The following is a 510-nucleotide window of genomic DNA, read 5'->3' on the forward strand; positions in this document are numbered from 1 at the left end:
CGAGACGCCGATCGAGATGGAGTTCGACGCCTACAACCCCAACCTCGAACCGTACGTCGTCACCGAGATCGGCTACGACGTGACGATGAACGGCGTCGCGATGGGCTCCGGGTCGACCGAGGTGGAGTACGTCATCCCCTCGTACGGCTCCGAGACGATCGAACTCACGGCCGCGCTCAGCAACGAGCGCCTCGACGAGTGGTGGGTCACCCACCTCGACGAGTCCGTCAACGGCCACCAGGTGAGCGACCTCCGGATCGAGTTCTACGCGGTGGTCGAACTCCCCGGTGGCGAGGAGCTCACCGTCCCGCTGGACGCGCTGACGTACGAGGAAACGGTCGAGACCGACATCTTCGACGAGGGGCTCCATCAGGGGAACGGAACGAGCGCCGACGGGACGTCCGGTGACGGCGGCTCGACCGACTCCGAGGGCTCGACCGATTCCGACGACTCAGGCGACGGGGGAACCACGACCGACGACGGCTCCGGGGACGACGACGGCCTGCTCCC

1 protein-coding gene is annotated in these 510 nt (G+C 67.1%); it reads left to right on the top strand.

The features are described from left to right. Positions 1-510, top strand: a 510-nt coding sequence (locus EXE45_RS17710) for an LEA type 2 family protein (protein ID WP_199233693.1), incomplete at both ends; no start/stop codon positions are given.

Origin of the sequence: Halorubrum sp. SP9, from assembly GCF_005435015.1 — an archaeon.
GTDB classification, from domain to species: domain Archaea; phylum Halobacteriota; class Halobacteria; order Halobacteriales; family Haloferacaceae; genus Halorubrum; species Halorubrum sodomense.